The 24,679-nt window shown below is 68.1% G+C and carries 26 protein-coding genes, 1 tRNA gene and 1 pseudogene; 14 read left to right on the forward strand and 14 right to left on the reverse strand.

Translation table 11 applies throughout. From position 1 onward, the window contains the following. Positions 1 to 2: 2 nt before the first annotated feature. On the reverse strand, positions 3 to 470 hold the full coding sequence (locus GRS48_RS08995) for a MaoC family dehydratase (protein ID WP_321168375.1): 468 nt from the start codon (positions 468 to 470) through the stop codon (positions 3 to 5). 143 nt (positions 471 to 613) lie between these two features. On the opposite strand from GRS48_RS08995, the gene GRS48_RS09000 reads away from it, so the two are divergent. Further along, positions 614 to 1,462, forward strand: a complete 849-nt coding sequence (locus tag GRS48_RS09000) for a CoA ester lyase (RefSeq protein ID WP_159485696.1) — start codon at positions 614 to 616, stop codon at positions 1,460 to 1,462. A gap of 96 nt (positions 1,463 to 1,558) precedes the next feature. Further along, the gene (locus GRS48_RS09005) at positions 1,559 to 2,812 is read left to right on the forward strand and encodes a Glu/Leu/Phe/Val dehydrogenase (protein WP_159485698.1); all 1,254 of its coding nucleotides are present in this window, start codon (positions 1,559 to 1,561) and stop codon (positions 2,810 to 2,812) included. A 128-nt stretch (positions 2,813 to 2,940) separates the two neighbouring features. Here GRS48_RS09005 and GRS48_RS09010 read toward each other — a convergent pair whose 3' ends face one another. Continuing rightward, on the reverse strand, positions 2,941 to 3,327 hold the full coding sequence (locus tag GRS48_RS09010) for a thioredoxin (protein ID WP_159485700.1): 387 nt from the start codon (positions 3,325 to 3,327) through the stop codon (positions 2,941 to 2,943). 139 nt (positions 3,328 to 3,466) lie between these two features. Between GRS48_RS09010 and GRS48_RS09015 the strand changes: the two genes are divergently transcribed. After that, the gene (locus GRS48_RS09015; protein ID WP_159485702.1) at positions 3,467 to 4,381 is read left to right on the forward strand and encodes a PLP-dependent cysteine synthase family protein; all 915 of its coding nucleotides are present in this window, start codon (positions 3,467 to 3,469) and stop codon (positions 4,379 to 4,381) included. Positions 4,382 to 4,433: 52 nt separating this feature from the next. Here GRS48_RS09015 and GRS48_RS09020 read toward each other — a convergent pair whose 3' ends face one another. Then, positions 4,434 to 4,886: a DUF5804 family protein gene (locus tag GRS48_RS09020; RefSeq protein ID WP_159485704.1), complete on the reverse strand. Its 453-nt coding sequence runs from the start codon at positions 4,884 to 4,886 to the stop codon at positions 4,434 to 4,436. Positions 4,887 to 5,398: 512 nt separating this feature from the next. Further along, positions 5,399 to 6,235 carry a polysaccharide deacetylase gene (locus tag GRS48_RS09025; protein ID WP_159485706.1) on the reverse strand — a complete coding sequence of 279 codons (837 nt, stop codon included), beginning with the start codon at positions 6,233 to 6,235 and terminating at the stop codon, positions 5,399 to 5,401. 106 nt (positions 6,236 to 6,341) lie between these two features. Here GRS48_RS09025 and GRS48_RS09030 point away from each other — a divergent pair, with 106 nt between their 5' ends. Together GRS48_RS09030 and GRS48_RS15425 are read left to right on the forward strand one after the other, a co-directional pair. Next, on the forward strand, positions 6,342 to 7,445 hold the full coding sequence (locus GRS48_RS09030; RefSeq protein WP_159485708.1) for a C45 family peptidase: 1,104 nt from the start codon (positions 6,342 to 6,344) through the stop codon (positions 7,443 to 7,445). A gap of 383 nt (positions 7,446 to 7,828) precedes the next feature. Further along, complete coding sequence (locus GRS48_RS15425; RefSeq protein ID WP_394351197.1) at positions 7,829 to 8,014, forward strand: homing endonuclease associated repeat-containing protein; 186 nt, start codon at positions 7,829 to 7,831, stop codon at positions 8,012 to 8,014. A gap of 181 nt (positions 8,015 to 8,195) precedes the next feature. Here GRS48_RS15425 and GRS48_RS09035 read toward each other — a convergent pair whose 3' ends face one another. The 3 genes from GRS48_RS09035 to GRS48_RS09045 all read right to left on the reverse strand — a co-directional run bounded on the left by GRS48_RS09035 (position 8,196) and on the right by GRS48_RS09045 (position 11,186). Next, entirely contained in the window at positions 8,196 to 9,398 is a 1,203-nt protein-coding gene (locus tag GRS48_RS09035; protein WP_159485710.1) for a methionine adenosyltransferase, read from the reverse strand. Positions 9,399 to 9,573: 175 nt separating this feature from the next. Then, positions 9,574 to 9,999, reverse strand: coding sequence for a hypothetical protein (locus GRS48_RS09040; RefSeq protein WP_159485712.1), 426 nt, complete (start codon positions 9,997 to 9,999; stop codon positions 9,574 to 9,576). A gap of 65 nt (positions 10,000 to 10,064) precedes the next feature. After that, positions 10,065 to 11,186 (reverse strand): pyridoxal phosphate-dependent aminotransferase, encoded by a 1,122-nt coding sequence (locus GRS48_RS09045; protein WP_159485714.1) that lies wholly within the window; start codon positions 11,184 to 11,186, stop codon positions 10,065 to 10,067. 183 nt (positions 11,187 to 11,369) lie between these two features. On the opposite strand from GRS48_RS09045, the gene GRS48_RS09050 reads away from it, so the two are divergent. Continuing rightward, a complete protein-coding gene (locus GRS48_RS09050; RefSeq protein WP_159485716.1) occupies positions 11,370 to 12,857 on the forward strand; it encodes an amidohydrolase family protein in 1,488 nt (495 codons plus the stop codon). Between the two features lie 183 nt (positions 12,858 to 13,040). Continuing rightward, positions 13,041 to 13,310: a hypothetical protein gene (locus tag GRS48_RS09055; protein ID WP_159485718.1), complete on the forward strand. Its 270-nt coding sequence runs from the start codon at positions 13,041 to 13,043 to the stop codon at positions 13,308 to 13,310. Positions 13,311 to 13,377: 67 nt separating this feature from the next. On the opposite strand, the gene GRS48_RS09060 is transcribed toward GRS48_RS09055, so the two are convergent. The 3 genes from GRS48_RS09060 to GRS48_RS09070 all read right to left on the reverse strand — a co-directional run bounded on the left by GRS48_RS09060 (position 13,378) and on the right by GRS48_RS09070 (position 15,555). Next, complete coding sequence (locus GRS48_RS09060; protein ID WP_159485720.1) at positions 13,378 to 14,328, reverse strand: DUF5821 family protein; 951 nt, start codon at positions 14,326 to 14,328, stop codon at positions 13,378 to 13,380. 97 nt (positions 14,329 to 14,425) lie between these two features. Beyond that, the gene (locus tag GRS48_RS09065) at positions 14,426 to 15,166 is read right to left on the reverse strand and encodes a tRNA (adenine-N1)-methyltransferase (protein ID WP_321168376.1); all 741 of its coding nucleotides are present in this window, start codon (positions 15,164 to 15,166) and stop codon (positions 14,426 to 14,428) included. Then, positions 15,163 to 15,555 (reverse strand): nascent polypeptide-associated complex protein, encoded by a 393-nt coding sequence (locus GRS48_RS09070; protein WP_159485722.1) that lies wholly within the window; start codon positions 15,553 to 15,555, stop codon positions 15,163 to 15,165. Before GRS48_RS09070 ends, GRS48_RS09065 begins: the two co-directional genes overlap by 4 nt. A 122-nt stretch (positions 15,556 to 15,677) precedes the next feature. On the opposite strand from GRS48_RS09070, the pseudogene GRS48_RS09075 reads away from it, so the two are divergent. From GRS48_RS09075 to GRS48_RS09085, 3 genes and pseudogenes are all read left to right on the forward strand, one after another. Beyond that, positions 15,678 to 16,469 (forward strand): annotated as a pseudogene (locus GRS48_RS09075) (creatininase family protein); the annotation flags it as partial. 180 nt (positions 16,470 to 16,649) lie between these two features. Then, positions 16,650 to 17,132 carry a hypothetical protein gene (locus GRS48_RS09080; RefSeq protein WP_159485726.1) on the forward strand — a complete coding sequence of 161 codons (483 nt, stop codon included), beginning with the start codon at positions 16,650 to 16,652 and terminating at the stop codon, positions 17,130 to 17,132. Positions 17,133 to 17,280: 148 nt separating this feature from the next. After that, the gene (locus GRS48_RS09085) at positions 17,281 to 18,957 is read left to right on the forward strand and encodes a methylmalonyl-CoA mutase (protein WP_159485728.1); all 1,677 of its coding nucleotides are present in this window, start codon (positions 17,281 to 17,283) and stop codon (positions 18,955 to 18,957) included. 82 nt (positions 18,958 to 19,039) lie between these two features. Here the strand turns inward: GRS48_RS09085 and GRS48_RS09090 are convergent, their stop codons facing one another. Together GRS48_RS09090 and GRS48_RS09095 are read right to left on the reverse strand one after the other, a co-directional pair. After that, positions 19,040 to 19,933: a mechanosensitive ion channel family protein gene (locus GRS48_RS09090; RefSeq protein WP_159486415.1), complete on the reverse strand. Its 894-nt coding sequence runs from the start codon at positions 19,931 to 19,933 to the stop codon at positions 19,040 to 19,042. A gap of 56 nt (positions 19,934 to 19,989) precedes the next feature. Further along, on the reverse strand, positions 19,990 to 20,235 hold the full coding sequence (locus GRS48_RS09095; RefSeq protein ID WP_159485731.1) for a YhbY family RNA-binding protein: 246 nt from the start codon (positions 20,233 to 20,235) through the stop codon (positions 19,990 to 19,992). A 583-nt stretch (positions 20,236 to 20,818) separates the two neighbouring features. Here GRS48_RS09095 and GRS48_RS09100 point away from each other — a divergent pair. From GRS48_RS09100 to GRS48_RS09110, 3 genes are all read left to right on the forward strand, one after another. Continuing rightward, positions 20,819 to 21,901, forward strand: coding sequence for a DUF5794 domain-containing protein (locus GRS48_RS09100; protein ID WP_159485733.1), 1,083 nt, complete (start codon positions 20,819 to 20,821; stop codon positions 21,899 to 21,901). A gap of 93 nt (positions 21,902 to 21,994) precedes the next feature. Continuing rightward, positions 21,995 to 22,219 (forward strand): DUF5795 family protein, encoded by a 225-nt coding sequence (locus GRS48_RS09105; RefSeq protein ID WP_159485735.1) that lies wholly within the window; start codon positions 21,995 to 21,997, stop codon positions 22,217 to 22,219. A gap of 123 nt (positions 22,220 to 22,342) precedes the next feature. Continuing rightward, positions 22,343 to 22,517: transfer RNA gene (locus GRS48_RS09110), tRNA-Trp, on the forward strand. A gap of 519 nt (positions 22,518 to 23,036) precedes the next feature. Here GRS48_RS09110 and GRS48_RS15070 read toward each other — a convergent pair. Further along, entirely contained in the window at positions 23,037 to 23,204 is a 168-nt protein-coding gene (locus GRS48_RS15070; RefSeq protein ID WP_200840242.1) for an HEWD family protein, read from the reverse strand. Between the two features lie 275 nt (positions 23,205 to 23,479). On the opposite strand from GRS48_RS15070, the gene GRS48_RS09115 reads away from it, so the two are divergent. After that, positions 23,480 to 23,635, forward strand: a complete 156-nt coding sequence (locus GRS48_RS09115; protein ID WP_200840243.1) for a rubrerythrin-like domain-containing protein — start codon at positions 23,480 to 23,482, stop codon at positions 23,633 to 23,635. 95 nt (positions 23,636 to 23,730) lie between these two features. Here the strand turns inward: GRS48_RS09115 and GRS48_RS09120 are convergent, their stop codons facing one another. Then, positions 23,731 to 24,675, reverse strand: a complete 945-nt coding sequence (locus tag GRS48_RS09120; protein ID WP_159485737.1) for a DUF368 domain-containing protein — start codon at positions 24,673 to 24,675, stop codon at positions 23,731 to 23,733. Between the last annotated feature and the right edge of the window lie 4 nt (positions 24,676 to 24,679).

Raw genomic sequence — 24,679 nt, forward strand, 5'->3', positions numbered from 1 at the left:
GTTCACTCGGCGTCGGGCCTTTTGAGCGAGAGGGCGGTCCGGTCGAACTCGCAGACGAGCACGTCGTCGCCGTCGTCGACGAGCTTGAACGCCTCGACGTGCATCGTGACGATCCCGCGCTCGCCGTCGCTGGTCTCGCGTTTGTCGGTCACCGTCGACCGGGCGCGGATCGTGTCGCCGTGGAACACCGGGTTCGGGTGTTCGACCGAGTCGTACGAGAGGTTGGCGACGATGGTCCCGTCGGTCGTCTCCGGGATGGAGACGCCGACCGCCAACGACAGCGTGTAGAGCCCGTTGACCAGCCGCTCGCCGAACGGCGTGTCCGACGCGAACGCCGCGTCGAGGTGGAGCGGCTGCTGGTTCATCGTCATGTCACAGAAGCGCTGGTTGTCGGCCTCGCTAACGGTCCGTCTGCGGGCGTGCTCGATCGTCTCGCCGACCGTGAACTCCTCGTAGTACAGGCCTGTCACGTCTGTGACTCCCGCAGTCGGCGCAAAAACCTGTCGGCGGCGGGCGGGGCGCGGAAAGCGGCGATCGAGCGCGGGAAGCGGTGACCGGGCGCGAGCGACGATCCCGCCCGCCGTTTATAAACTCGCGCCGAATAGTGGCGGGTATGACGCGACGAAGCCTGCTGTTCACGCCCGGCGATCGCCCGGAGCTGCTGTGGAAGGCGGCCGGGTCCGACGCGGACGTCCTCTGTTTTGACCTGGAGGACGCGGTCGCGCCCGACCGGAAGGCCGAGGCCCGCGCGGCCGTCGCCGACGTCCTGGCGGACCCCGACTTCGACCCCGACGCCGAGGTGTCCGTCCGGCTCACCGCCGGGGAGACGGCGGCCGACCTCGACGCGCTCGTGACCGACGGCCCGGTCCGCCTCGACGCCGTGATGCTCCCGAAGGTCGAGACCGGAAAACGGGTCGAGACGGTCGCCGCGATGTGTGCCGAGCGCGACTTCGACGTCGCGGTCCTCGCGCTGATCGAGACGGCCGAGGGGGTGTTGTCCGCCCGCGAGGTGGCAGGGGCGGAGCCGGCCGACGCGGTGTTGTTCGGCGCGGAGGACCTCGCGGCCGACATCGGAGCGACGCGGACCGCGGGGGGGACGGAGGTGCTGTACGCGCGCGAGCACGTCGTGATCGCCGCGAGCGCGGCCGGCGTCGACGCCATCGACACCGTGTACACGGACTTCTCCGACGAGGGCGGGCTCCGCGAGGAGGCGGCGTTCGCGGTCGAGCTCGGCTACGACGGGAAGATGGCGATCCACCCGGCGCAGGTCCCGGTCATCAACGACGCGTACACGCCGGCACCCGAGCGGATCGAGTGGGCCGAGTCCGTGCTCGACGCCCGGGACGCGGCGGCCGCCGACGGCCGCGGGGTGTTCCAAGTCGACGGCGAGATGATCGACGCCCCGCTCATCGCGCAGGCCGAACGGGTGCTCGAACGGGCGCGGGCGGCCGGCCAGCGGTGAGTCGCTCGTCGGCCAGCGGTGAGCGGATCGGCCGACCCGGGCACGGATCGACACCCTTCCGACACAGTTAACCGGGTTCGTGCGGCCAGTTCTCATATGTCGGGAGAGGCCAATCCGTTCGAGAGTTTACAGGAGCAGGTCGACGACGCGGCGGCGTACCTCGACGCCGACGCCGGCGTCATCGAGCGCCTGAAGAACCCCGAACGGGTGTTGGAGACGAACCTCACGTTCGAGCGTGACGACGGCTCCTTGGAGACCGTTCGGGCGTACCGGTCGCAGTTCAACGGCGACCGTGGTCCGTACAAGGGCGGGATCCGCTACCACCCGGGCGTCACCCGGGACGAGGTCAAGGCGCTGTCGGGCTGGATGGTGTACAAGTGCGCGGTCGTCGACGTCCCGTACGGCGGCGGGAAGGGGGGTATCGTCATCGACCCCACGGACTACTCCGAGTCGGAGCTGGAACGGCTCACGCGGTCGTTCGCGAAGGAGCTCCGCCCCATGATCGGCGAGGACATCGACATCCCCGCGCCCGACGTGAACACCGGGCAGCGCGAGATGAACTGGATCAAAGACACCTACGAGACGCTCGAGAACACGACCGCGCCGGGCGTGATCACGGGCAAGGCGCTCGACTCCGGCGGCAGCGAGGGTCGCGTCGAGGCGACCGGCCGGTCGACCGCGCTCGCGGCCCGCGAGACGTTCGACTGGCTCGACGACTCGATCGAGGGCAAAACGGTCGCCGTCCAGGGGTACGGCAACGCGGGCTCCGTCGCGGCCGCGCTGATCGAGGACCTCGGCGGGCGCGTCGTCGCCGTCTCCGACTCCTCCGGCGGCGTGCACGACCCGGACGGGATCGACGCGCGCGACGCGAAGGCCCACAAGCAGACGACGGGGACCGTCTCCGGCTACGGGAGTACGGAGCCGCTCACCAACGAGGAACTGTTGACGCTCGACGTCGACCTCCTCGTGCCCGCCGCGTTGGAGAACGCGATCGACGCCGACCTCGCCCCGGACGTCCGCGCCGACGTGATCGTCGAGGCCGCGAACGGGCCGCTCACGCCCGACGCGGACGCGGTCCTCACGGATCGCGGCGTCCGGGTCGTCCCCGACATCTTCGCGAACGCGGGCGGCGTCACCGTCTCGTACTTCGAGTGGGTGCAGAACCGACAGCGGTTCCACTGGACGGAGACCCGCGTCAACGAGGAGCTCGAGCGCGTGATCACGGAGGCGTTCGACGGCATCGTCGACGCACACGAGTCGTACGACACCCCGAACCTCCGGACCGCGGCCTACGTGGTCGCCATCGAGCGGGTCGTCGACGCGTACGAGCAGGCCGGGAACTGGCCCTGAGCGGACTTAAAAGGGATTGAGGAGGGTATAGAGGGGAATTGAGAAGGGTAGAGAAGGGCTTGAAAAAGGTAGAGGGGGCGTGAGACGGGTCGAACGCCGTCACGGGACGGTCGAACCGTTCCGGCTTTTCAAACGGTCGCTTCGACGTCGGCGAGTTCCCGCGCGAGGAACGCCGCGATCGGCTCGTCGGCGTCCTCGACGAACCGCGCCAGCTCCTCGCCGGCGGGCGTCTCGACCACGACGGTCGGGATCAGGTCGATCCCGTACGCCTCGACGCCGGGGCCTTCCTTCCCTTCCGGGGCCTTCGTCACGGGGTAGTGTTCGATCCGATCGTCGGGGACGCCCGCGGCGGCGAGCGCGGCGGCGAACGCCGGGAGCTGCTGTTTGCAGTCGATACACCAGTCCCCGCCCCACACCTTGAAGACGTAGCCGTCCGCGCCGAGGGCGGCGAGCGTCTCCTCGTCGAAGTCGTCGGCGTCGAGGTCCGGGTCGGGCGTGAGCGTGTCGAGCGTCATGGCTCCTCGTATGTCGCCGTCGGTGTTAAACGGACCGTCGGTGGCAACGTCGGAGCCCGGTCCACACGACGGGTGCGTCCCGCGCGACGGTTGCCGGAGTCCGTCGGGCCTTTGCATCGGCGTCCCCTCGTCCTCCGTAATGGACGACGACATCCTCGACGGGCTGGGCTCGCCGCTGGTCCGGGTCGACTCACCGACCGGAACGACGGTCGCCGCGAAGGTCGAGTCACGGAACCCGGGCGGGTCGGCGAAGGACCGGCCGGCACGGTACATGGTCGCGGCGGCGGAGCGGCGGGGCGAGCTGGAGCCGGGCGACGCCATCGTCGAGCCGACCTCCGGCAACACCGGGATCGGGCTCGCGATGGTCGGGGCGGTGAAGGGGTACGACGTGACGCTCGTGATGCCCTCGTCGAAGTCGCCGGAGCGACGGCGGATCATGGCGGCGTACGGGGCCGACATCGAGCTCGTCGACGGCGACATCTCGGCGGCGAAGGACCGCGCGGACGAGCTGGAGCGCGAGGCCGGAGCGGTGCAGCTCCGGCAGTTCGAGAACCCCGCGAACCCGCGCGCCCACTACGAGACGACGGGGGCGGAGGTCCTCGAACAGGTCGGGGACCGGACCGTCGACGCCGTCGTGGCGGGCGTCGGGACCGGCGGGACGCTCACCGGCGTGGGCCGTCGCCTCCGGGAGGCGTTCCCGGACGTCCGGATCGACGCGGTCGAGCCCGCCGACAACGCCGTCCTCTCAGGCGAGGAACCCGGTGACGACGGTTTTCAGGGGATGGGGCCGGGGTTCGTCTCGCCGAACCTCGACATCGACCTGCTCGACGACGTCCACGTCGCCGACCTCGACGACGCGGAGGCCGAGTGCCGGCGGCTGGCCCGCGAGGAGGGGATCCTCGTCGGCCAGTCGTCGGGCGCGTCGAACCTCGCCGCGAAGGACGTGGCCGCGGAGCTCCGGGAGTCGGGCGCGTACGCCGGGGCCGAGCCGCTCGTCGTCACCGTCTTCTGGGACAGCGGCGAGCGCTACCTCTCGACCGGGCTGTTCGACTGAGGCGGTCGGATACGCCGTCGCGATCCGCTCCTCCTCGCGGTCCGCCGACGGACTACCCGCCGAACTCCTCCTCGCTCACCCGGACGACCACGGTGTCCTCGACGTCGCGGAGGTCGTACTCCGGCACCGACCCCTGCGTCCGGCGGACGAACATCGGTTCGACGAGCGCGCCGTCGACCAGGCCGAACACCTTCAGTCGTTGGTCGGTCTCCTCGGGCGGGACGTCGCCGTCGCGGACCTCCCGGGCGAGCCCACGTGAGAGCCACTCGTCGGTCGACACCGACGGCTCCAACACGAGCGGCTCCGCGACGAACCGGACGAGGTACCAGTTGAGGTCGTTCAACAGCGCGACCGCCGCACCGAGGCTCACGGTGTCGACGGCGACGCTGTTCGCGAACGGCTCGCCGATCTCGTAGGTCGCCAGCGCGTCGCGCGCGGTCTCCCGCGAGAGCAGCTCGTACGTCAGGTTCACCTCGGGATCGCCGACGAGACACACCCGCGTCATGTCCGTACGGTCCCAGCCGTCGTGCAAAGCGGTTGTGATCGACTTGAGCGGTCGCCTCTCGTGGCTTAAAAGGGGCTTTGCGACGGGTGGGCGGGCGTTAAAAGGATCGGGACCGCGGAAGACCTGCGGGGAGCGTCGAGAACGCTTATAGCGGGCTTCGTTGGAGCCATCGGTGGCAGCTAATTCGATCCGTGTGCGGTCAGTACAGGGAGCTCAGGTACTGACGTGGCTTTCTAATTGTCTGTATCTCGATAGGATTCGCGTGCAAGACTTAGAGGCTGAGTTCAGCGCCTCGTGAGTATAATGAGGGTGCCCCGCATTATCGAAGTTAACTGAAACCCACCAGATGACCGATCAATCGACTCTGATCGACTTTGGGAACGAGTCTGATCCTGAGTCCGAGATGTATGAATGCGAGGTTTGTGGGCGTATGTCTGACTCTTCAGCGCCTGGGATCCAATTACTTGCGATCCATCGTGACACTGTGTACTCGTGAACTGTCGTGATATCGTCTATTTGTGCTCAGTTGCGATCTCGTCGAACGTCTTGAACTCGACGCCTGGTTTCGATTGCATGTGGCGGATGAGCTGTTCGAGATACAGCGGACGCGGTGCCTGACCGATCACCTGCGGGTGCATCGTGAGCGTGTAGACGCCACCGTCGACGTTGTCGTACATCCAGTCGAACTGGGCCTGCCACATCTCGAAGACCTGCACCTCGTCGGGGGCACCGCCCTGCGAGTCGGCTCCCAAGATAAACTGGAACGGAGGCCAGTCGTCCCGGTGCCACGAGACTGGAATCTCGAGGACATCGGTTTCGGTTCCCGGGTCGTACGCCTTCTCCGGATCTGCGCTCCAGTTCTCGCGGACGTAGTACGGCTCGAAGTCGTGGCCCATCAGACTGGAGTCCCACTCGAATCCGAGTTCCTGGATAATTCCGAGGGTGTGCTTCGAGTAGTCCCAGTAGGGCGACCGGTAACCGCTTGGCGTCTCCCCGGTGAGCTCCTGGATCGAATCGAGCGCGCGCTCGACATCCGCCTTCTCGTCCTCGCGCGTCTCGAAGTTCGCGGGGTTCGTGTGTTTCCAGCCGTGGTGCTGGATCGGATACCCGCGATCGTACACCTCCCCGCACATCTCAGGGAAGCTGTCGATAGTGTGTCCTGGAATGAACCAGGTCGCCGGAACCTCGAGCCGATCGAGCAGATCGAGCATCCTGGGTGTCCCAACGTCAACGCCGAACACGCCCCGCGAATGCTTTGTCGGACTCTCGAGGAACTCGAAGCTGTGCAGCCAGATTGACACCGCATCGAAGTCGAAGCCGAGCGCCACTGTCGCTTTTGTGTCTGACATGGCGTCCGAGCAGACGACAGATGATTCAATAAACATAATTAAAATTCGCAACAATTGAGAATTGTGGCCCCAGTTAATGTCATTCAGGCCGTGTCTTGGGCCACAGATGAGCCAGCAGACGACCGAGCTCCGGGGACTCGAACTGACGGGGACACCACACGAGCGGGGCATAACACACGGCGAGACGTTCGCTGACGAGATCGAAACCAATCTCGAGATCTACCTCAGCGTCTTCAAGCACAAAGGGACCGACGAGGACACGGTCTACGAGCAGGCCGAGAAGTTCGTCCCGCTGATCGAAGAGGAGAACGAGGAGTACGCCGCAGAAATGAAAGGAATTGCGGAGGGAAGTGGGCTTTCCATTGAGGACGTCACCGTGTTAAACGCGCGGTACGAGGTGATGTACAGTGCGTTCAAAAAGGCAGCCGATGAAGCGGGTGGAAGCGCGGACGCCTGCACGGCGTTTGCAATCCAGCCGGAAATCACCGCCGACGAGCATACGTATCTTGGACAGAACTGGGACTGGATGCCGGGTCTAGAGACGTTCGTGATGGAGATCCGTAGGGACGACAAGCCCGATATGGCCGCGATGACGGAGGCGGGGATCGTCGGCGGGAAGATTGGAGTCAACGAGCATGGCATCGGGATGACGCTTAACGGCCTCGTCACCGCGAAGGACGGCGAGAATCCGTTCCGGAAACCGTACCACGTCCGGTTTAGGGAAATCCTCGACGCCGAACGGATGGATGACGCTATCGCACCCCTGATCACGAAAGATCGCGCCTGCTCCGGGAACGTCATCGTCGCCCACGCGGAAGGGGAGATGCTCAACCTCGAGCTTGCCCCCGAGACAGTGAACTACCTACATCCGGAAGACCACCTCCTCGTTCATGCAAACCACGTTGAGGATCGGAGTTCGATGAACAGCGAATTCGAGAAGCTCATTCCGGACACACTCTGTCGGGCACCTCGAATGAAGCGGCTCCTCTCGAAACACCGCGGTGAGATCGGAATCGACGTCCTCACGGACGCACTCCGCGATCACTTCGGCCACCCGAATAGCATCTGCCGGCACCCAAATGAGACCGATCCGGAACTGGACCGGCTTCGAACTAACGGAAGCTACGTCATGGATCTCACCGAGCGGCGGCTCATGGGGACCAACGGGCCGCCCTGCGAACGCGAGTACCAGACGTTTGAGGTGACATGAGATAGTTTCGAGTTCGTCCGTGGAATCTGCCGTTGACTTCCGCTCTGCTGGTTCTTAATCGAAGTCTCCAAGATACGTCAAGACGGTGGTGCAAAATCTATCATATATCTCACTATCCGATCTTCGTTTTTCACTGCTGGTCAATTCCACGCCAATACAGACGAGAAGAGGCTGTGAACTCCGCCTTGTAGCTTGGAAACGAAATCAAGACCCGCAAATCATACGCTGAGAACTGTTCTGCACCACTGTGTTATACTAGCACAACGAAACAATTGACCTTCATTCTCATCTTGTCGAAGGTCGTGTACTTCATAGATCGCCTTCGGCGACATGCGATTTGTAGGTAGGAGGCTCTGGCACCACCTCTAGCGAACATCTCTTTGGTGCCCGATTCTGAGAACTTCAATAGAGCTACTATTTCAAAGAAATTCGGCAGCTGGAATGCTGCCTTAGAGTATGCTGGATATGAGCCGAATAAAGAAAGGGGTGTATCGGAAGAGAAGTTGATCAAGGAGCTCGCTCGTTTACGTGATGAACTCGGCAGACCACCAACAGAGAGTAGGATTTGATTCACATAACGTATACGCGTGTTGTATCTTACACGGCTACCGAAACACAGATCCAAACTGGCAGAATCTTCGGCAGTCAATACACACGCTTCGGCGAACGGCTGTTGCGTATGAGAACCCGTCCGAAGAGCGGGGTTTCAACAGGTTGCTTAAAAAGGCCGGCGGAGCGCCGGACGACTGCTTAAAAGGTCGAGACGTCGCCCTCGATCACCTTGCGGGTGATCCCGGTGACGTCGGCGAGCTCGGCGTCGATGATCTCGACGATCCGGGGCTCGATGTCGGCGAGGTCGACGTCGTCTTCCGTGACGATCTGTGCGTCGGCGACGTGTGGCTCGTCGATCGGGCGACCGATCTGCGAGAGCAGCCGGACCTGCAGGTCGCGGATGCCGTCGACCTCCGCGGTGACGGACTCGGCGATCGACGTCGACAGCAGGTTGTAGATCTTCCCGATGTGGTTGACGGGGTTCTTCCCGGAGGTCGCCTCCATCGACATGGGGCGGTTCGGCGTGATGAGCCCGTTGGCGCGGTTGCCGCGGCCGACGGAGCCGTCGTCGCCCTGTTCCGCGGACGTGCCGGTGACGGTGAGGTAGATCGAGCCCTCCTCGTAGTCGTCGGCGGTGTTGACGTCGACGTTCACCTCGCGGTCCGTGTACTCGGTCGCGAGCCCGGAGACGAACTCGCGGACGTCGCCGACGGCGGCGTCGTACCCGTCGAGGTCGTCGATGTAGGCGTCGACCATCGCGGCCGCGACGGTGATGTCGATCCGGTCGCCCTCGCGTTTGCCCATGATCTTCACGTCCGGCCCGAGCTCGGGGTGGTCGTCGTAGTAGGTCGTGTTGAGCGCGCGCTCGGCCTCATAGACGATCGTCTCGGTTTCGGTGAGCGGGGCGTGGCCGACGCCGAAGGAGGTGTCGTTCGCCATCGGGACCTCCTGGGTCTCCTCGCCGAAGACGTCCTGGAGGTCGCCGGACCCCTCGCCGAGGCGGGCGTCGACGACGACGTCGGTGCCGTACTGCAGCTCGGGGACCGCCTCGTCGAGGTAGTCACGGGCCGCCGCGAGCGCCGTGGAGTCGACGGGGAGCTGTTCGCCGTCGTACTCCTTCGTGGCGCGGCCGACGATGAGGACGTAGATCGGCTCGACGACCTCGCCGCCGCCGAACGAGGGCGCGGCGCGGCCGGCGACGATCTGCGTCTCGTCGGTGTTGTAGTGGAGGACCTTCCCGACGCGGTCGAGATACAGCTGGGAGAGTGCCCGGGAGACGGACTCCGCGATGCCGTCGCTGATCGAGTCCGGATGCCCGACGCCCTTCCGCTCGACGATCTCGACCTCCTGGTCCTCGACCGCCTGGCGGTCGAGGCGGCTGACCTGAATGTTCCGACTCATTACCCTCCCGTACCTCCCCGGTCGCAGTATAACTTGCGGAAACCTCCCGCGACAGATTCATGCTCCTAAGTAATGATTTGGAGATACTTGCCGGACCTCATCACCGCGGCGGTGGCTGTTGCCCAGCGTCACCGCAACGGTGGCTGTTGTCCAGCGTCGCCGCGGCGGGAAACGATCACTCCCCGTGTTCGAGCGACCGGTGTCGGGCCACGTTAACGACCGCGAACAGGACCATCGTCGCCGGAACGGCGACCGAGACGCCGAGGACGACCGCCGTCCCCGGCATCAGCGTCGTCTCGACGAGGAAGAAGGCGGTCGCGCCGGCGGTGGCGACGACCAACACGAGCACCCACAGCGACTGCCGGGTGAGCAGGTCCTGCGGGTCGCGGTCGAAGAGGAGCCGGTCGGCGACCACCGCTATCAGGGCGACCCCCGTCACGACGGCCCCGAGCCCGAGCGAGAGCGTCGGGAGCCCCGTCGTCGCCGGCAGCGCGTCGACGGCGCGAAAGAGGAGGTAGAAGCCGGCCGAGACCCCGAGGTACAGCGCCGACCAGAGGGCGGCGGCCGTTCGGAGTGACCCGGCGTCGTCGACGTCGGTCATCGTGCGGTGTCGGGTCGAAAGCCGGTTAGGTGTTTCCCTCGTCCGCCTCGCTTGCGGGTTCCGCGTCAGCTGACCGCCCGGTGGGCGTCGGCCATGGCCGCGATCGCCTCGCGGAGGTCCTCCTCGCTCGTCGCGTAGGAGATCCGGGCGTAGCCCGCGCCGTGCTCGCCGAACGCGTCGCCCGGCACGACGACGACCCCGCGGTCGAGACACGCCTCGACGAACCCGTCCGGGACCTTCGGCATCGCGTAGAACGCGCCGCGAGGGGTCGGACAGTCGATGCCGGCGTCGGCGAGCCCCTCCAGGAGGAGGTCGCGACGCCGCTCGTAGGAGTCGGTCATCTCGTCGATGAACCCGCGATCGCCGGTGAGCGCCGCCGTCGCGGCGTACTGGGCGGGGGCGGACGCACACGCCTGTGCGTACTGGTGGACGCGCACCATCCGGTCGACACGGTCGGCGGCGCCGTACACCCAGCCGAGCCGCCAGCCGGTCATCGAGAACAGCTTCGAGGCGGAGTTGACGACGACGACGTTGTCCGTCTCCGCGAACTCGATCGGCGAGCGGTGCTCGCCCTCGAAGACGGTGTACTCGTACACCTCGTCGGAGAGACAGAGCACGCCGTGTTCGTCGGCGATCCGCGCGAACTCGCGGACGTCCTCCTCGGGGGAGACCGCGCCGGTCGGGTTGCCGGGGGAGTTGACGATGAACGCCGCAGTGTCCTCGGTGATCGCGTCCTCGATCGCGGCCGGGTCGATCGTGAGGTCCTCGCGGAGCGGGACGGGGACGGGCTCGGCGTCGGCCAGCTTGGTCAGCGCGTCGTAGGAGACGAACCCGGGATCCGGAATGATCACCTCGTCGCCCGCGCTCACGTGCGCCTCGATGGCGATGTGGAGCGCCTCGCTGGCCCCCGCGGTGGCGACGACGTTTCCGGGGTCGAGGTCGATCCCCTGATCGCGGCGGTGTTTCTCGGCGATCGCCTCCCGCAGCGGGGCGATCCCCTTGTTCGCGGTGTACGCGTCGGTCTTCCCGCTCCGGATCGCGTCGACCGCGGCCTCGCGGGCGTGTTCCGGCGTCGGGAAGTCGGGCTGGCCCAGCCCGAGGTTGATCGCGTCGTCGCCGGCCGCCTCGAACACTTCGCGGATCCCGCTGACGGCGATCCGCTCGACTCGCTCGGAGAACTTCCTCATGCGAGTGGGCGCGTGCCCCCGCGAGTTAGTTCTTGTTACGTCGGGGCGGGCGCGACGGGCAGCGCGACGGCGACGACGTCCGCCCGACGACCGCGACGGCGACGACGCCCGCCCGACGACTGCGACGGAGACGGCGATCGGTACCACCGGTAGTTCCTTGCCGTTCGGTCGAGAGGCCTCGCCATGGACACCCTCGTCACCGACACCCTCCTGGTCACGATGGATCCCGACACGCCGGGCGGGAGCGGCGACCTCGGGATCGTCGAGCGCGGCGCGGTCGGCTGGACGGACGGCGAGATCGTCTACGTCGGACCCGCCGATGCGGTCGATCCCGCAGACGCCGAGCGCACGATCGACGGCGACGGTCGCCTCACCTGTCCCGGGTTCGTGAACGTCCACGTCCACGGCCGGCACTCGATCGTCCGGGGAGCGGCCCAGGACGTCCCGGAGATCGAGTGGATGGACCGCGCGCTCGGCCCGATCGTCGACCACGTGACGCCGGCCGACGGCGTGGTCGGCGCGCGGCTCACGGCGCTCGAAGCGATCGCCTCCGGCACGACGACGATCGGCGAGTACGCGACCGACGTCGCCGCCCTCGTCGACGAGGTGTACCGCCCGCTCGGGCTCCGGGTCGTCGCGACCGAGACGATAAACGAGCTTCCCGACACGTCCGACGTCCGAGACTCCGACGACTCCGACGACTCCGACGACTCCGGCGTCCGGGACCCCGACGAGCCCGTTCCGTTCGATCGGGAGCGCGGGGCCGCCGCGCTGGGTCGCGCGGAGGCGCTCTTCGAGCGGTACGCCGACGATCCCCTCGTCGAGCCGGCGTACGGGCCCCAAGCGCTGGACATGGTGTCGATGGACCGGCTCCGCGAGGTCGTCGACCGGGCCCGCGCGGCCGACCGGACGGTCCACATGCACGTCGCACAGGGCGACCGGGAGCGTCGCGGGATCGAGGCCCGGTACGGCGACGGCGAGACGACCGTCGGCGTCCTCGACGCCGCGGGGCTCCTCGGCGACCACCTGCTCGCGGCCCACCTACACGGCGCGACGGTCGACGAACGCGCGCGCCTCGCCGACGCGGGCGTCCGAATGGTCGGCTGCCCCTCGTCGATCACGGCGATCGACGGGATCGTGCCCCCGATCGTCGAGTACCGCGAGCACGGCGGCGACGTCGGGATCGGCACCGACCAAGCGCCCGGCCCGGGCGGGCACCACGCGCTCCGGGAGCTCCGGACGGCGGCCCTGCTCGCGAAGGCCGACCGCGGCGACCCGACCGCACTCGACGCGGCCGGCGCGCTGGAGATCGCGACGATCGGCGGGGCCCGGGCGCTCGGCATCGACGACCGCGTCGGGTCGCTGTCGCCCGGGAAGCGGGCGGACGTCGCCGTCTACGACCTCGGGTCGGTGGGGGTCGCACCGACGGTGAACGACCCGTTCCACACCGCGATCCCGAACCTGGTGTACGGGGCCGTCGGGAACGAGCTCGAGGCCGCCTTCGTCGACGGCGTCCAGCTCGTCTCCGCCGGCGGGATAGTGGGACTCGACGCCGACGCGGTCGTCGCCGAGGCGAACGAGCGGGCCGAGCGGATCTTCGCCGACGCGGCGGCCGACTGGCGGGCCGCGGGCTCGACGCTCGTCGACGACGTCGACGCGGGGCGGCTGTAGCCCGCCGGCCGCACCCCTGTCCCGTTCGACCAGGCACCCCCACCAGCCCCTTCGACCGGGCGCTCCCACCGACCTCTCCGGCCGGGCGCCCTCTCCAGCCCCTTCGACCGAGCGCCCCCACTGGCCGTTCTCGGCGCCGCGCCGGGGAGTCGTTATAAGTTCCGTCCGGACCGACGAACGGGCATGACGGACGACACTGAGGGCGAGTCGATCGGGGTGTCGGCGCCGAACCGGGCGGTCGTCGGCGCGACGCGCGGGGAGCGGGAGGTCGAGATCGGACCGCCGAGCGACCAGCCGGACTACGCGGAGGTGACGGTGACCCGCGGGGACGACGGGATCGTCCTGAGCGTCGACGTGACCGCCGGCGATCTCGGGACCGGACACGCAGACGTGACGCTTTCCGGGGCGGAGGCCGCCGCGCTGGCCGATGCCCTGTCCGACCGGTCCGACTGAGTCGCCGGCGGCGGCACCGACGGGACGACGGTACGCGACGCGTCCGAGGCTCCGACGACCGACGGGGTCAGGGCTTCCGATCCCACACCGGTCGGTCGTTCACGGGACGGGACGGAGCGCCGCCGCCAGCCTCCGTACTGCCGCCCGCCCCCGCGCCGCCGGCGCCCACGTCCCCCAGCCGGTCGCGGAGCAGGTCGACCAGCCGCGCCGGCGGCACGCGCAACAGCCCCTCGTCGACCGCGCGGAGCCGGTAGTGCGGGTGGCCGATGCCCATCGGGACCTTGACCGTCTCGATCAGGCCGCCCCGTTCGAGGGCTCGCCGATCGGCGGTGAGCGTCTGCCGGGGCGACACCCCGACGGAGGCGGCCCACGTCCCGACGTCGTTGAACAGGTGGTCGTGGCGGGCCGCCAGCGCGACGAGCAGCGTCCGGTCGGTGACGGGTTGCGACCGGTCGAGGTCCCCCGGGCCGAGCGCGTCGAGCACGGCGGTCAGCTCGGCGGCGAACCGCTCGTCCAGCGCGGACCGCGCCGACGAAGCGAGCCGCTCCCGCGAGGGCATGCCGACGGTGGCGGGGGTGCCCCCGTCGAACCACGCGCGAGCCGTTCGCCGCAGACGTTCGACGCCGTTCTCGACCCCGTCTCCTGTTCCGTCGTCCTCCCCGTCCTCCGACCCACCCCCTACCGCGCGCTCGACGAGGAGCGTCCGGTTCCCCTCGGGCCCCGTGAGCGCGATTCCCCGATCGGGGGTCGCGATCAGCGTCCGGTCGGTCGCCGGGCCGTCGCTCGTCCGGAGATCGATCCCGCCACCGTCGGCGGCCCACGTCGCGAGGTCGGTCCCGAGCACGAACGCGCGACCGAGCGCGTCGACGACCGCGGACGAACAGAGCAGCCGCCACGTGCCGCCGTCGGTTCGCCGCCTGGCGGCGAGCAGCGCCGGGAGGAGCTCGCGTCCGATCCCGACGGCGACGACGTTCCGCCGACCGACGAGGCCGGCTTCGAGGTCGTCGCTGACGTCCATGGCACGTGTTGGTCGACGCCGACGGATGAACGTTCCGCCGATCAGGACGACGGACGAACGTTCCGCCGGTCAGGACGACGGACGAACGTTCCGCCGGTCAGGGAGCCCGCGCGAAAACGAGGTAGCCGGTGTGACCGACGCCGGCGGTCGACGGGCGCGACCCTCGGTCGGAGAAGTCCATCTCCCGCTGGATCGTCTCGATCGCCTCGATCCCGACGAGCCCGGCGTCGCGGGCGGCCGTCACGATCTCCCGAGTCCCCTCGACGAACGGGGAGTACGCCGCGAGGAACCCGCCGGAGACGAGCAGGTCCGGCGCGCGCGCGACGGCGTCGGGGGCGTCGCCGGTGTCGAGGGTGAGAACGTCGAACGGCTCGCCGGCGGCGAGGTCGTCGAGCTCGTCGACCACGTCGCCGGTCCGGACGTCGACGCGCTCCGCGACGCCCGCCGTTTCGGTGTTTCGGCGGGCGACGTCGGCGAAGTCGGCGTCGATCTCGTAGGTGGTCACGGCAGCGCCCGCACGGCCGAGGTACACCGAGAGGATCCCGGAGCCGGTGCCCGCGTCGAGGACGCGGTCGCCGGCGGAGACGCCGGTGTGGCCCATCACGAGCCCGACGTCGCGCGGCATCATCGGCGCGCCCGTCCGCTCGAGGTGGTCGAACAGGTCCGGGCCGCGGAGCTCGCGGACCTCGAAGACGGTCCCGAGATGGGTCTCGACGGTGTCGCCGGCCTCGACGTCCGCGGGCACCTCGATGACGCCGAGATCGGTTCCGAACTCCTCGCCCGGCGAGAGCAGGTACTCCCGGTCGCCGTGGACCAGGAGGTACGCGGCGTCGGTCACTCCAGGGTCGCGATCGCGGCGGCGAGGTCGCCGTCGGTCGCCTCAAGGGCCTCGCGGGCGGCGTCCTCGGGGACTCCCGCGCGCTCCGCGACGATCGCCACGTCGGACTCGGGGATCGCGCCCGCGACATCGTCCGAGGCGTCGTCAGCGTCGGCGTCGGCTCCGGCACCGCCGACGCCGGCGTCGTCGACCTCCTCGGGGTCGCCGACGATCTGGTACGTCTGCTGGCCCTGTGCGTCCATTCGGGTGACCTGCGGCCCCTCGAACACGAGGTCGCCGTCGGCCGTCTCGATGACGACTCGCTCGGCGTCGAGCTCGTCGACGTCGATACCCATCTGCTTCATCATCTGCTTCATCTTGCGCGGGTTCATCCCGCCGCCTCCGAACATGGCCGTAGGTTGGACCGGAGGAGACAAAAAGGGTGGCGAACGCCGACGGACACCTCGACGCCGCCGTCGTCCTCGCTCGCCGCGATGCCGGGTTTGATACCTCGGGGCGTGAAGGGGCTCGCATGGAGCTCGCAGACCGGACGTGGCCGGAGCTCGGCGCATACGTCGCCGAGGAGTCCGTCGCCGTCGTCCCCCTCGGCTCGACCGAACAGCACGGCCCGCACCTCCCGCTCGCCACCGACCACCTCATCGCCGAGGCGCTCGCGACCGCCGCCGCCGACCGGACCGGGTTCCTCCGGACGCCGACGGTCGACGTCGGAGTGAGCCCGCACCACCGGCAGTTCCACGGGACGATGTGGGTCGATCCGCCGGCGTTCCGCGACTACGTCGAGAGCTTCACGCGCAACCTCGCGTACCACGGGATCGACCGCGTCGTCTACGTGAACGCCCACGGCGGCAACGTCCCGCACCTCCGTGAGGTCGGGCGTCGGCTCCACCGGGCGGGCGAGGTGTACGCGATCGAGTGGATGTGGGACGAGTCGATCCCCGGCCTCGTCGACGAGCTGTTCGCGCACAACGGGCCGCACGCCGGTCCCAAGGAGACGGCGATGATCACCCACATCGCCCCCGAGCTGGTCCGCGAGGGGGAACTCGAGACCGCCCGCGACGGCGGGCTCGTCGACCTCGCGGACTCGGGCTCGGTCGTCCACGGGGCCCGAACGAACTACGACGCGATCGACAACTCCGGCAACGGCGGCTTCGGCGACCCGACGGACGTGACCCCCGAGAAGGCCGAGCGGCTGTTCGAGGCCGCTGCCGACCAGCTCGTCGCCCTGCTGGAGTGGCTCGACGCGCAGGCGCTCGAGGACCTGATGCCCGCCGCGCACGTCGACCCGCAGCCGGGAAGCGCGCGATCGGGGGGTACGCGGGCGAGCGGCGCGCAACCGAGCAGCGTGCACCCGGACGGTACGCAATCGGGCAGTACGCAGTCGGACGGTACGCAACCGGGCAGCGAACGCTGAGCCGCCGGCTGCGCCGGCCCGCAGGGCGGCGGCCGCCAGTATCCTTATGTATCGATCGTGCGAGTGATGGACATGGAGATCGAACAGTACCGCGACGCGGTCGCGGCGGCGGCGCGGGAACACGGCTTCGACCCGGTCGCCCCCGACCACGACCGGTTCGATCGGGCCTGGGAGACGAGCGCCGACGACCGAACGATCGGGGACCTCCGGTCGCTTGCGACCGTGGTCGACGCGACCGGGTACGGTCCCGACGACGTCCGGGCGGACGTCGAACGGTTCCGCGAGGCCCTGATCGATCGGTTCGGGACGAGCCGGGAGGCGTCGACGACGCTGTTCGGCTACGTGACGTTCGCCCACCCGGATCCCGACCCGGAGTCGATCGCGACAGCGATCGACGACCACACCGTCGCCGACCGCCGGTCGTGTGTGTTCCCGCTCGTGTACGACCTCGGCGAGAGAACCTTACACACACATCCCGTGCCGCGGCTGAAGAAACGCGGGCTCTACCGGCGGCAGGTCACGGACGCGGAGCGGCTGTTCGACGCGGAGGGATGAGCCACGGTCCCCGCCCCGACTTCTCGCCGCGTTCGTGACACCGCCGTCACGTGACGTCGACCGAGTGCGCTCGACCCCACCGCCGTCACGCGACTCCCTCACCTCGCGACCTCCACACTTAAGTTTCGGTCGACCGACCGGATCAGTAATGTTCGACCCCGAGGAACTCGACGCGATCCGCGAGGCGAAAGCGGCGTGGGAGGAGGGCCCCTACGACGCGACCGTCGACCGGTTCGGGGAGCGGCGCGACGCCTTCACGACCGACACCGGCGGCCAGTCGGTCGACGCGCTGTACACGCCGGCGGACGTCGCCGACCACGACTACCGCGACGACGTCGGCTTCCCGGGCGCGGAGCCGTACACCCGCGGCGTCTACTCGACGATGCACCGGGGGCGGCTCTGGACGATGCGACAGTACGCCGGGATGGGCACCGCCGCGGAGACCAACGAGCGGTTCTCGTATCTGATCGACCAGGGCTCCTCCGGGCTCTCGATGGCGTTCGACCTCCCGACGCAGATGGGGTACGACTCCGACGCGGCGATGGCCGAGGGGGAAGTCGGCCGATCGGGCGTCGCCATCGACACGCTCGACGACTTCGAGACGGTGTTCGAAGGGATCCCGCTCGACTCGGTGTCGACGTCGATGACGATCAACGCGCCCGCCGTGGTCCTGCTCGCCATGTACGTCGCGATGGGTGACAAGCAGGGCGTCCCCCGAGAGGAGCTCCGCGGAACCGTCCAGAACGACATCATGAAGGAGTACGTCGCGCGGAACCTCTACATCTATCCGCCCGAGCCCTCGATGCGGCTCATCACCGACGTCTTCGAGTTCTGTGCGGCGGAGGTGCCCAACTTCAACACCATCTCCATCTCGGGGTATCACATCCGGGAGGCCGGCTCGACGGCGGCCCAGGAGGTCGCGTTCACCCTCGCGAACGGGATCGAGTACGTGGAGGCGGCCGTCGAGGCCGGTCTCGACGTCGACGCGTTCGCGCCGCAGCTCTCGTTTTTCTTCAACGCCCACAACAACGTCCTCGAGGAGGCCGCGAAGTTCCGCGCCGCCCGGCGGATGTGGGCGCGGATCATGGAGGACCGGTTCTCGCCCGCGGACCCGAAGTCGAAACAGCTCAAGTTCCACACGCAGACGGGCGGCTCCACCCTGACGGCCCAACAGATCGAGAACAACGTCGTCAGGGTGGCGTACCAAGCGCTCGCGGCCGTGCTCGGCGGCACGCAGAGCCTCCACACCAACGGGAAAGACGAGGCGCTCGCGCTCCCCACGGAACGGTCCGTCCGGACCGCGCTCCGGACCCAGCAGATCCTCGCACACGAGTCGGGGGCCGCGGACACGATCGATCCCCTCGCGGGGTCGTACTACGTCGAGAGCCTCACCGACGGGATCGAGGCGGAGGCGTTCGATATCCTCGAGGAGATCGACCGCCGTGGCGGGGCGTTAGCGGCCGTCGAGAACCAGTGGGTTCAACGGCAGATCCAGGACGTCGCCTTCGAGCGACAGCGCGAGATCGAGGCCGGCGAGCGGGTCATCGTCGGCGTCAACGAGTACGAGGTCGACGAGGAGCCGGAGATGGGTCTCGAGGAGGTCGACCCCGATCAGGAGCAGGCTCAACGGGAGCGGCTGGCGGCCGTGCGCTCCGACCGCGACGAGGAAGCGGTCGCCGACGCGCTCGCGGCCGTCAGGGAGGCCGCACGCGGGGACGAGAACGTGGTCCCGCACGTCGTCGACGCCGTCAAGGCGTACGCGACGGTACAGGAGGTGTCCGACACGTTCCGCGCGGAGTTCGGCGAGTACACGCCGAACCGGTGAGGTCGCGGGAGCGCTGCGGCGGAAAAACGCACTGCGCCGGCCTCGTTTCGATCGCGTAGCGGATCGTCCGACCGCGTCCTGATTAGGGCTGTCCGCCGAACGCGGTCGGCTCCTCCCAGGCGTCGCGGCCCGAGACGGTCCGCTGCGGGAACGGGATCGTGATGTCCGCCTCGTCGAACCGCTCTTTGACCGACTGGACGTAGTCGGCGCGGATCTTCACGAAGTCCGAGCGCGAGGGGTTGTCGATCCAGATGCGCGACTGGAGGCCGATGTACGAGTCGGCGAGCTCGTTCAGTCGGACGGAGGGGGCCGGGTCGTCGAGGATCCCCTCGTGTGCGTCGGCCTCCTCGACGATGATCTCCGTGGCCCGGTCGATGTCGTCCTCGTAATCGATCCCGAAGACGAACTTGAGCCGCAGCGTCTTCTTCGCGACCGGGTTCTTCACGACCCCGCTGGTGAGCGCGTGGTTCGGCACGGTGAGCAGCTCGTTGTCGAACGTCCGCACGCGCGTCACGCGGAACGAGATGTCCTCGACGACGCCGGAGTTGTCGTCCCACTCGATCCAGTCGCCGATCTTGAACGGCTTGTCCGTGTAGATGAAGATCCCGGCGACGAAGTTCCGGATCACGTCCTGTAAGGCGAACCCGACCGCGAGCGTCGCCGCCGCGGCGATCGTCGCCAGCGACTGCAGGAAGTCGTCGTAGCCGGCCGCCCCGAACGCGACGGTGACGCCGGCGAACAGAACGACGAACGTCGCGATCTTGTTCAACGGCCGTCGCGCGTGCGGTTCGAGCCCCTGTCGGTCCAGCAGTCGCTCGACCAGCGGGTTGAGGACCGACTTGTTCAGCACGTACACCGCGAAGAGCACGACGACGAAGATCGCCGCGGAGACGACGATCCCGGAGGCAGGCCCCAAGAACGGCTCCAGGAAGTCACGGATCGGCGCGACCTGCGCCGGAACGGTCGCTTCCTGCATCGGGGCGGTCGTCTCCCGGGTCGGGGCGATCACCGCCTGAAGCGGCCCCGCCGCCATCAGTGGAGGACGGCCGTGTTCCCGCGCGTCTCGACGAGGTCAGCGCCGACCGCCTCGGCCAGCTCCGCGGCGAGGTCGTCGGTCGAGGTCCCGCCACGGGCCGCCCGCAGGAACTTGACCTTGACGAGCTTCCGGTCGTCCAGCTGGTCGTCAAGCTCGTCGACGACCGCGTCGATACCCGCCTTGCCGACCCAGACGGTGACGTCGAGGTCGTGCGCCTCCTTTCGGAGCTGTTGGTCGCTCATACACGGTTCACTCGCTCGCCCGCATTGAACCTTGATGATCGGTCCCGGCGGTTCCTCTGCACTGATCGAGCCGACGAGGACCCCGTACCGGGCGGGGTGACCGGACGGCTGGACGACCGGACGACCGGACGACCAGACGACCGGACGAGATCCCGACATCGACCGGTCCGATCGGGCGACACGAAGCGGCCGCCGCAACGAGACTGATCGTTCGTGTAGAACATCGTTCGACGGTGTAATGGCGATGAATATTCGACCAATTGTTGATATCGCCGTCGTATCCACGACACCACATATAAACCGAGGTGCGATACTACTGTGTCGTGCGGACAACCCTCACACAAACTTTAACAGCGATCGGGACCGAACGGTGTGTATGGACTCCGACAGTCCCAGCGACGTGCGCATTGCCGGTCAGCCGACCCTCGAGTTCGGCACGCCCTTTACACCCGGCAATACGCGCACCCCCGTCACACGGACTCGTCGGACCCGATCCGGATCCGACTCCGCACGCCGCCACCGCGGCTATCGTGGGTCGCCCGCTTCCCGCCGTGTACCCGTCGGTCAGGGCCATCGACCCTGAATGAGCGTCTCACAACACCCGATCGCGTTACGGCTCGAGCGACAGGTCGGCGGCGCGACGAAGCTCCTCGCGACCGTCATGGCGCTGCCGCTGATCGACGGGATCTTCCCCGCGCTCGTCGTCGCCGGCGTGCTGGCGTCGCCGGCGGGGATCGTCGAGACGGGGATCCTGATCTTCGGCGGGTCGGCGATGATGGCGGTGATCCTCGCAGAGATGGAGGGCACCCGCAAGGAGATGGCGATCTCGGTGCTGCTCATCGGCGCGGTCATCATCCCGGTGGCGGCCGTCGAGGCGGCGCTCGCGCCGACGCTGGAGGGCTTCTTGAACCTCGAGATCTTCGAGCGGTTCGCCGGGCTCGTCATCCTCGCGATCGCCGCCAAGACGGCGAGTTCGGAGATCGGCGAGTACCTGCCCAGTCCCGCGGTCATCATCGGGCTCGGGCTGATCGCGAGCTTCGACCCCTCGAACATCGCCATCGAAACCTCGACGGAGTACGTCCTCCCGGGCACCGCCGCCGCGACCATCGGCGTCGCGTTCGCGCTCTCCGTCGCGCTGCTGTCGCCACAGCTCAAAGGGCGCGTGGACATCGACCGGTTCCGGTTCGGGTCGGCGGTCGCACTCGGCGTGCTCGCGCTCCCGATCCTGTTGCGCCCCGTCGGCGTCATGCAGACGGACGCCCCGATCGCGCTGGCCGTCCTCGGCGTCACCGCGCTGTTCGCGTACGACCCGAACGCCGAGGGGATCGGCGCGGTCGGCGGTGACAGCGCCGCCGACGCGGATCGCGTCGACCCCGTAGCCGGTGACGGCGGAGAGAACGTTTCGGGAGCCGACGCGGCCGCCGGCGACGATCCTGAGATCCCCCAGGACGTACGCGACGGGGATGGCGCGAACGATGCAGGCGGCGGGAGCAGTGTCGCCGATGCCGGCGGTGATACCGACGCGGTCGATTCGGACGATTCGGACGATTCGGACGACTCGGACGACTCGGATGACTCGGATGACGGGGGGATCGTTCCCGGATCCGGGGGCGACGACGGCTCCGACCCGTTCTCGGAGGACGACTCGCGGGCCCCCTGGCTGTAACACGACACGGTGCGGCAGGACACCGTCCAGTCCCCGCGTCCGTGCCGGTCGCGTGTCGCCGGCCTTTAGGTGTCGGCGTCGCGTACGGCACGTATGTCAAATCGCGTCGTGCAGGGGCGGATGGTGACGCCCGAGAAACTCGCGGAGCTGGTCGAAGGGTCGTCGATCCTCGAGGCCGAAGACATCGTCGACGCGGACCGTTCGTGTCCGGACTGCGGCGGCGACGTCATCGCCGTCGGCTACATGCCGAGCGTGACGGAGTTCGTCACCGGCTACAAGTGCCAGGAATGCGACTGGAGCGACGACGACCGCGAGTGACCGTCACAGGTCGCGAACCGTCGACGCCTCGTCCACGACCCGCCGACGCCCGCCGCGTCAGTCGATCGTCGCGGATCGAAACCCCTTTAGTCGTGTTCCGACAACGAACGAGCGCAGGAACGCGGGGCTGTGGCCAAGCCAGGCATGGCGACTGACTCCAGAGGCCCGCGCCCGGGACGACGCTCCAGACTGATATACCGAGCGGACGACTGATCATCGTTCGTGTTGACGACCCTCTGGAGTTCCGAGGCGCACCGGAGATATCAGTCGATCGGGGGTTCAAATCCCTCCGGCCCCATTCTATCGTCGCACGATTCATAACCCATAGACGGCGGTACGTGCGTCAAATTTGCTTATAAATGAAATCCGTCCCTACTCTCGATTTCAACACGTTAGGTCCGTCGGCTCATCGCAGGCATCCGGTTTTCATAATAAGTCGACAGCCCGACGCTCACCGATGCTCGTCGATCCACTCACACCACGCGTGTCAGTCACGGACCCACTCGGCCGTCATCGACGACGCGTCGGGCCTGAAAAGGACGCGGGCCGCGCTGCGCCAACAGCCGGCCCGTGTGGGGTTCCGTGAGAGAGCACGCAACCCGTGCACGCTGAGACAACACAGGGGCTTGAAACTCCCGTCCGAGAAGCAGCATCGACGCTGACTGCGGAGGTGTCGACGCGTGAGTCCGATCGTCGAGGTCGAACTCCGACGGAACCGCCACAGGTCGGTGCGCTGAAACGATCCGGGACGTCGCTACGTAAGCCAGCCGAGAGCGTTCAGCCGTCGACGATCGCTTAAAAACCTCCGAGAGACACGCTACTGCTTGAACGGCACGAACGTCCCGTTGACGTCCCACTCGTGGATACAGAACACGTTGCCCGGCTCGTCGACGATCTGCCACCCCTCGGCGTCGGCGACCCACCGTTCCGTTCGGCCGCAGTCCTCGCAGGTTCGCTCCGTCGGTGGGGTGATAGTGACGCTCATACCCTCAGGAGAGCGAGCGAGTTAAAAAGGGTGACGCCGTCGACCCGCCGACTGCCCGCCGGCCATTCGCCGCTGACCCGCCGGTCGATCGCGGAGCGGAGCGCCGACACGGCGCCGACGCGACGGAGAGCGCGTCCCCGTAACCGACGCGCCTTGAAGATCGATGTCCGATCACTATTCACCGACGAAATCACACACATCCGCTAGTAAGATCCTTATATACAATACACACACTAAGGAAACGGCTTATCCCCGACGGTGTGCTATGGTGGCGCATGACGAAGAATCTGACGTCGATCGACCCGTACAGCCCGTCGGTCGGGTACTACGAGTGTCTGGAGTGTTCCTACCGCGAGTCGTCCGCGGAGCGGCTCGGGACCTGTCCGATGTGTGAGGGCCAGGTCCACAACATCGCCGTCCCGCGCGAATAGCACTGACCCGCGTAGCGGCCGGTCCGCGGTCGGCGGTCGGCGACGACAGCCGGAGACGGCCACCGTCGGCACCCCTCAGCGACCGTCGATGACGGTCAGTACTCGATCGCCGCCGTGTAGCGGTTCAGCGCGATGACGGCGGCCGCGCCGCCGACGGCCGCGACCGCGAACGTCGGCCACGCCGCTCCCCACGTCTCCCCGCGCTCGGCGAGCCGGAGCGACACCTCGACCACCGGGGCCCGCAGCGCGCCGACGATGAGGCTCACGAGGAACGCCAGCGTCGCCATCCGGTAGGCGTCGAGCGCGCGCCGCACCACGTGTGCGACCGTGAACAGCCCGACGACCGCCCCCGCCATGAAGACCACGACCGGCGGCGCGGCCTCGACGGCCGGCCCCGTTCCCGACCCCGTCGCCGACGCGGCCAGCCCGTCGATGAACGTCCGGAGCGCGCCCGACATGTGGTCGTACTGCCCGAGGATGATGAGCAGGAGCGACCCCGAGATCCCGGGGAGGATCATCGCGCTCACCGCGACCGCGCCCGCGAGGAACACCACCGGCAGCTCGTTGCCGAGCGCCGTCGAGGCGTACCCGGACGTGAGAAACGCCGCGAGGAAGCCGGCCACCGCGGCGGCCTTCCGACCGGGCGTCCCCAGGTCGACCGCGCCGAACAACACGACCGCCGACGCGGCGATCAGCCCGAAGAAGAAACCGAAGGTGGCGACGGGCGCGACCGTCAACAGGACGTTGACCGCGCTCAAGACGGCGACGACCGCGGTCGCGATCCCCATGCCCAACACGAGGAGGAACGGTCCGTCGGCCTCCAGGAAGGCGGCCCGGGCGTCGGGGAGGTTCGCGGGGCGAACGCCGCCGAGCACGCGCCGGATTCGGTCGGGGTCGATCGCGGTCAGCGCGGCGATCAGTCGCTCGTATATCCCGACGATCAGCGCGATGGTCCCGCCGGAGACGCCCGGGACCGCGTCGGCACTCCCCATCGCTAACCCCTTGAAATACACCGCCACCCACGCCCGAACGTCCACCATCGCG

The sequence above is a fragment of the Halorubrum sp. JWXQ-INN 858 genome, from assembly GCF_009806985.1.
Classification (GTDB): Archaea; Halobacteriota; Halobacteria; order Halobacteriales; family Haloferacaceae; genus Halorubrum.

Excerpts from the sequence above, each read along its gene's own strand:
- GRS48_RS09095 (WP_159485731.1), bottom strand. The coding sequence starts at position 20,235 with ATGAGCGACCAACAGCTCCGAAAGGAGGCGCACGACCTCGACGTCACC.
- GRS48_RS09055 (WP_159485718.1), top strand. The coding sequence starts at position 13,041 with ATGACGGACGACACTGAGGGCGAGTCGATCGGGGTGTCGGCGCCGAAC.
- GRS48_RS09040 (WP_159485712.1), bottom strand. The coding sequence starts at position 9,999 with ATGACCGACGTCGACGACGCCGGGTCACTCCGAACGGCCGCCGCCCTC.
- GRS48_RS09090 (WP_159486415.1), bottom strand. The coding sequence starts at position 19,933 with ATGCAGGAAGCGACCGTTCCGGCGCAGGTCGCGCCGATCCGTGACTTC.
- GRS48_RS09085 (WP_159485728.1), top strand. The coding sequence starts at position 17,281 with ATGTTCGACCCCGAGGAACTCGACGCGATCCGCGAGGCGAAAGCGGCG.
- GRS48_RS09020 (WP_159485704.1), bottom strand. The coding sequence starts at position 4,886 with ATGACGCGGGTGTGTCTCGTCGGCGATCCCGAGGTGAACCTGACGTAC.
- GRS48_RS09025 (WP_159485706.1), bottom strand. The coding sequence starts at position 6,235 with ATGTCAGACACAAAAGCGACAGTGGCGCTCGGCTTCGACTTCGATGCG.
- GRS48_RS09000 (WP_159485696.1), top strand. The coding sequence starts at position 614 with ATGACGCGACGAAGCCTGCTGTTCACGCCCGGCGATCGCCCGGAGCTG.
- GRS48_RS09120 (WP_159485737.1), bottom strand. The coding sequence starts at position 24,675 with ATGGTGGACGTTCGGGCGTGGGTGGCGGTGTATTTCAAGGGGTTAGCG.
- GRS48_RS09100 (WP_159485733.1), top strand. The coding sequence starts at position 20,819 with ATGAGCGTCTCACAACACCCGATCGCGTTACGGCTCGAGCGACAGGTC.
- GRS48_RS09070 (WP_159485722.1), bottom strand. The coding sequence starts at position 15,555 with ATGTTCGGAGGCGGCGGGATGAACCCGCGCAAGATGAAGCAGATGATG.
- GRS48_RS09080 (WP_159485726.1), top strand. The coding sequence starts at position 16,650 with ATGGAGATCGAACAGTACCGCGACGCGGTCGCGGCGGCGGCGCGGGAA.
- GRS48_RS09030 (WP_159485708.1), top strand. The coding sequence starts at position 6,342 with ATGAGCCAGCAGACGACCGAGCTCCGGGGACTCGAACTGACGGGGACA.
- GRS48_RS09045 (WP_159485714.1), bottom strand. The coding sequence starts at position 11,186 with ATGAGGAAGTTCTCCGAGCGAGTCGAGCGGATCGCCGTCAGCGGGATC.
- GRS48_RS09105 (WP_159485735.1), top strand. The coding sequence starts at position 21,995 with ATGTCAAATCGCGTCGTGCAGGGGCGGATGGTGACGCCCGAGAAACTC.
- GRS48_RS09115 (WP_200840243.1), top strand. The coding sequence starts at position 23,480 with ATGACGAAGAATCTGACGTCGATCGACCCGTACAGCCCGTCGGTCGGG.
- GRS48_RS09015 (WP_159485702.1), top strand. The coding sequence starts at position 3,467 with ATGGACGACGACATCCTCGACGGGCTGGGCTCGCCGCTGGTCCGGGTC.
- GRS48_RS15070 (WP_200840242.1), bottom strand. The coding sequence starts at position 23,204 with ATGAGCGTCACTATCACCCCACCGACGGAGCGAACCTGCGAGGACTGC.
- GRS48_RS09005 (WP_159485698.1), top strand. The coding sequence starts at position 1,559 with ATGTCGGGAGAGGCCAATCCGTTCGAGAGTTTACAGGAGCAGGTCGAC.
- GRS48_RS09035 (WP_159485710.1), bottom strand. The coding sequence starts at position 9,398 with ATGAGTCGGAACATTCAGGTCAGCCGCCTCGACCGCCAGGCGGTCGAG.
- GRS48_RS09050 (WP_159485716.1), top strand. The coding sequence starts at position 11,370 with ATGGACACCCTCGTCACCGACACCCTCCTGGTCACGATGGATCCCGAC.
- GRS48_RS09060 (WP_159485720.1), bottom strand. The coding sequence starts at position 14,328 with ATGGACGTCAGCGACGACCTCGAAGCCGGCCTCGTCGGTCGGCGGAAC.
- GRS48_RS09010 (WP_159485700.1), bottom strand. The coding sequence starts at position 3,327 with ATGACGCTCGACACGCTCACGCCCGACCCGGACCTCGACGCCGACGAC.